Genomic DNA, 4,432 nt, shown 5'->3' with positions numbered 1-4,432 from the left:
CAGGATAATATTCTCGTAAAAGATCTAAGAGGCGAAAAAACAGTGCCTGTTTTGAAACATCCAGACTATTTTGAATATGTTGAAAGGTGTTGCAACTATAATAAATCTTAGACAGCAAAACAATGTCAGGCATTAATACTACAGCAGAGAAAATATTCGCTTCTCGCTCTAGTAGGTTCTCCTGATTATCAATAGATTCAGCAAAATAATTACCTTCATGCTCTAGGATAAAATGTCCTAGCTCATGACACAGAGTAAAATTTTGCTTCACAATGGGATTATCCTTTTCATAAGAAAAACTAATACCTAAGTCATCGATAACGGTTAATCCTTCAATCTTGTGATTTGAGAAGTGGTGACTAATCACTTGAATTTGATATTCCTGAATACAATGTTGAAAGAAGTAGTTGAAATTATAATTTAGTAACGAAATATTGTTGTCCTTCATGTACTGATATAACACATGTTTTGTAGACTTACTTATTCTTGTATACAATTCATCCAAAGAATGGTACCTCCTTTAAGTATAAATTACAAAACTAAACCAATTTAGTTGAGTTTATTATATAAAAAAAGTGGATGTGTGTCCACTTTTTTTATATTACGTTAAATATATAAACATAGTCTAATTATTTCTTTTTTTTACCAAAGCTGAAAGTGCTATTCCTCCAAAAGTCAGCAACGCCCCTCCAATTTTATTCCTGTGTTCTCTATAAAATCTTTCGTGCTCTCCACAGAATTTTGCTTTTGGAGAGTATACTTCTTTATTACATCTAAAGTATTTACATGTTTTAACTTTCTCTTCTTTCATTCGTATCTTCCTCTACTAATAATGTTTCTGAATGGTTAACCAATGCATTGATATTTTCTGAAATACTCTGTGTCAAATTTATAAAAGAGCTGCTATTTCCTTTTGTAAAATTATCAATTTTCCAAGCTAAACTTTTTCCATCATATTTAGGCTCAAGCAAAGTTTGTTCGGTAAAAGCTTTGTAGTTACTTAATACGGCTATAACCGACTCATGCTCCTCTAATACTGTATAAGCAACAACATTTAATTGCATTGCAGATGATAGGTAACTAATTGATTGCTGAAGCAGAGTATTTATTCTTTTTGCGTCCCTTGGTTTGGTGTCACGATTGATAAAGTCTAAACTATCTGTGTAAATCGACATCATTAGTTTTGCAATAGTATTGTTATTTTCTTTAATTGCTGAAAGTAGTAATTCTTTTTTTAGTTGCTCATTTCTGGTTGCTAAGGCCTCTACAATTAGTTGGCGAGCACTGAAAAAACCTGAAAATCTATCATTGTATTGCCCTTGTTCCACGCGGATAACTAGTTCATTTAAGCTTTCAATTTGTTCTGAAATAGATGTTAGTTGCCCTTGTATTGCAGAAAGCTCAGGAAGATTCCCTAACTCTTTGACAGTCCTTTTTTCTAAGGTTACACTACTTTTAATTTTTCCAGTTTCAGTATCTTTTAATACTGCATAGGTCTCGCCTGTCTTTTTTCGTATACCATAACTCCATTCTCCCGATTTTAACTTTTCTTTTGCAACTTCAGATAATTTTGCAACGTATTCTACATTGTCATTATCATTCTTTTCAACAAGCTTTTTTAAAAATTTAGCTTCGGGAATATGAGTAAATAAATTATTTCTAATCTTATTAGCAATTATTAAAGAGGCTTCTTTTTGCAGTGGAGTCAATGAATATGATTGGAAATCATAGTTGTATAATTCCATTTTTCTGATATCAACTTCAAAATGCTCTATTTTTGGTATTTCAATTTCAAAACTTTCCATACTTTAATCTCCATTTTTGGAACTTTAATTTAAAGTTCTATAGTTTGTATTGTTTTTAGATCTTTAGTAACGATAGCAGTATCAAATCGTAAGTTTTATATCCATCAATTAATCACAAGAACCTTGTTTCTTTTCTAATTCTATTTAAAATGTTTGTAATTTTAAAGAATCACAAATTGTTTATCAAAAACAATATCACTTTTGCGAAGCTTTGTCTCATAAATAGGCGATTATTCAGGATATCTTTCCGATGTTGGATAAGGGGAGTAATGATATTGTATTTTAATTCTTTCTTGTGAGCTTGATGTTAAAGCCCATTCACATTCTTTAATAACCATGATGAAATAGAAATACAAGCATAGATTAGAAAGATAACATAAAGCATATGTATTCTTATCAAGAGACAGAGTACAAAAATAACAACTAAAGAAAGAACAAGTAGCATTAGAACAAAAAGTCCTATCAATGGATATTTAACCCAGTTATTTTGAATTTTATTTATATAATTTACGATAGAAGTAATGGTAGATAAAAAGAGTCCATTATTTGAATAATATATATTTGCACCCTCAAAAAGTATTTCAAAAAGTATTTTTAAATTTTTAAGTTCCTCTTCAGAAATTGAGTTTCCTTCCATATCTTCAACTTTGATCAATGTCCAGGAGTCTATTTTTTTAAAATTAAATTTATATTTATTTTCATTTTTCCAAGTGAGGACTACCTCACCAACTTTGTTTTCATCTTTAAAACAAGTGTTTTGTGACTCTTGTGTTCCCGAGAGAGAAGCAGGAATATGAAGAGCAATTTCATTTTTTAAACGAGTAACACCTATTTTAAACAGAGGAATATTTTTGTCTTCTAGTTGAAAATTTTCGCAATTTGTATTGTTATTAAATTGATTTTCATAGTATCTGGAGAAATCTTCTACAATAGTTCCCATTTGACTTTCTTTTGAGTATTTTATAACATTCGAATCTTTATCCATTCGAATAAAAAAGATCGTCAAAGTTATAAAAATGAGTATTATGAGAAGTAAAGAAACGATATACGTTATTAATCCAATGGATTCTGAGTTCTTATTGAAAAAATCTAATAAATTTTTCCATGGATCAGATGAATTTTCACCATTAATTAAACTAAGTAAATTTCTAAGATGTTCTATAAGATTACCGAAATTTGTGAGCCCAAAGAACACAAGGGAACCGGATATGAAAGTGAAGAATGTATTGTTTTTTTTAGAATTTTTACTTTTATTAACTCGTTTAATTGTATCATAATCAATTTCTTGTTTTTGGCATTCTATGGCCATAGCATTATATATATGAATCAAACCAGGATAATGCCCTGCTCCCTTAAATTTATAGAAATATAATTTGTAATATTTAAAAAATATCTTATCAAATATTTGTATTCTAGGTTCTACATTTGATTCTACATTTTTTTTTCTTTGATAAAAATAGAAAAATATAAATAACATAGTTATTTGAATATACAAACTATTTTCCAAAAATAAACTAATTAAATTTTTCATTATTCTTATTACTTCCTAATTTAAAAGATAAACCTATAAAAATCAATCAACAAGAAAACGACTGACTAATATTATAATTGCTAGTACCTGTTACACTTTCCTCAAGGAGCCCGTTCTTAATATAAAAGTGATCATCTTGCAACATTTGATCGTATATTTTTTGAGCAATATCTTTCTTGTACATCATGACAATATTTCTCATACCATTACTGTTATATTTATCTTCATAATTATCACAGACCTGGCTAATAAGTTTAAAAAGTAGAGAAGAGCATTTTTCATAATCTATCTCTGGTTTATCTCTCAGTAATTCAAGAATTACTTTCTTTGGATTATAGCCATCAAAATCAATTCCATCGCTCGTCAATCGTTGAATATCGGATAAGTCCTCTAAGTTTTGAAGAAGTACTTATTCGTTTATTCTAGAAATAGCATTACCCATAATTTAAATATATTTATGTTTTATTCAAGATAAATCTATTGTTAAATTAAATTTATAATTTCGTATCTCCTTTATTGAAAGCTTTCTTTCTTTCATCCATGAATTCAATCAATTCCTTCTTAAAGATCTTCTTTTCTTCTTCAGTTAGACCTTGTGAATTCATACGAAATAAAAGTTCCACATTATCTAGTTTCTCATCATTTCCCGCAAGGTAGTCCATCGTAACTCCGAAGAAATTCGCAAATTTCTCTAAAGTTTCAGACGATGGCTTTCTTTTACCACTTTCCCATTGCTGATAATTAGGTTGCTTGATACCAAATTCTTCCGCAATTTCCTTTTGTGTCAATCCTTTTTTTAAACGGAGTTCTTTTAATCGTTCTGGAAATCCCATTGCTAATTCCTCAAAAATTTTAAAATATTTTGCAATAATCTCTTGACAATATATTCAACTGAGTATATAATATAAATATATTCGAAAGAGTATATATCTTCTAAAAATAATAACCTTATTTTAGAAGGCTTAGATCATTGACAATTAAATAAAAAGTGCGTCTGACAACCAGAGGACTGACTATCAAACTACACTAAACTTCATACCTTTATTGTAATCTATTTGATGGGTAAAGTCAAGTCCGTTTTATGGTTGAAGTGAAG

The 4,432-nt window shown here is 28.9% G+C and carries 5 protein-coding genes; all 5 read right to left on the bottom strand.

The window, feature by feature from the left end; translation table 11 throughout:
• Window positions 1–505 (bottom strand): ImmA/IrrE family metallo-endopeptidase (locus HMPREF2918_RS02515; RefSeq protein WP_141751577.1); only part of this gene is annotated, 505 nt, incomplete at its 3' end.
• A 120-nt stretch (window positions 506–625) separates the two neighbouring features.
• Window positions 626–811, bottom strand: a complete 186-nt coding sequence (locus HMPREF2918_RS02510; protein WP_049502660.1) for a hypothetical protein — start codon at window positions 809–811, stop codon at window positions 626–628.
• A complete protein-coding gene (locus tag HMPREF2918_RS02505) occupies window positions 792–1,805 on the bottom strand; it encodes a hypothetical protein (RefSeq protein WP_070594500.1) in 1,014 nt (337 codons plus the stop codon). Before HMPREF2918_RS02505 ends, HMPREF2918_RS02510 begins: the two co-directional genes overlap by 20 nt.
• Before the next feature lie 307 nt (window positions 1,806–2,112).
• Window positions 2,113–3,336, bottom strand: coding sequence for a hypothetical protein (locus HMPREF2918_RS02500; protein ID WP_049514467.1), 1,224 nt, complete (start codon window positions 3,334–3,336; stop codon window positions 2,113–2,115).
• Window positions 3,337–3,830: 494 nt separating this feature from the next.
• Complete coding sequence (locus HMPREF2918_RS02490; protein WP_049514470.1) at window positions 3,831–4,169, bottom strand: helix-turn-helix domain-containing protein; 339 nt, start codon at window positions 4,167–4,169, stop codon at window positions 3,831–3,833.
• Window positions 4,170–4,432 lie beyond the last annotated feature (263 nt).

This window comes from Streptococcus sp. HMSC065C01 (assembly GCF_001813525.1).
GTDB classification, from domain to species: Bacteria; Bacillota; Bacilli; order Lactobacillales; family Streptococcaceae; genus Streptococcus; species Streptococcus parasanguinis_V.
This window is presented reverse-complemented; position numbering and strand designations above follow the sequence as displayed.

Bases quoted from the DNA above. Each gene is read 5' to 3' on its own strand.
- HMPREF2918_RS02510 (WP_049502660.1), bottom strand. From the start codon at position 811: ATGAAAGAAGAGAAAGTTAAAACATGTAAATACTTTAGATGTAATAAA.
- HMPREF2918_RS02505 (WP_070594500.1), bottom strand. From the start codon at position 1,805: ATGGAAAGTTTTGAAATTGAAATACCAAAAATAGAGCATTTTGAAGTT.
- HMPREF2918_RS02500 (WP_049514467.1), bottom strand. From the start codon at position 3,336: ATGAAAAATTTAATTAGTTTATTTTTGGAAAATAGTTTGTATATTCAA.
- HMPREF2918_RS02490 (WP_049514470.1), bottom strand. From the start codon at position 4,169: ATGGGATTTCCAGAACGATTAAAAGAACTCCGTTTAAAAAAAGGATTG.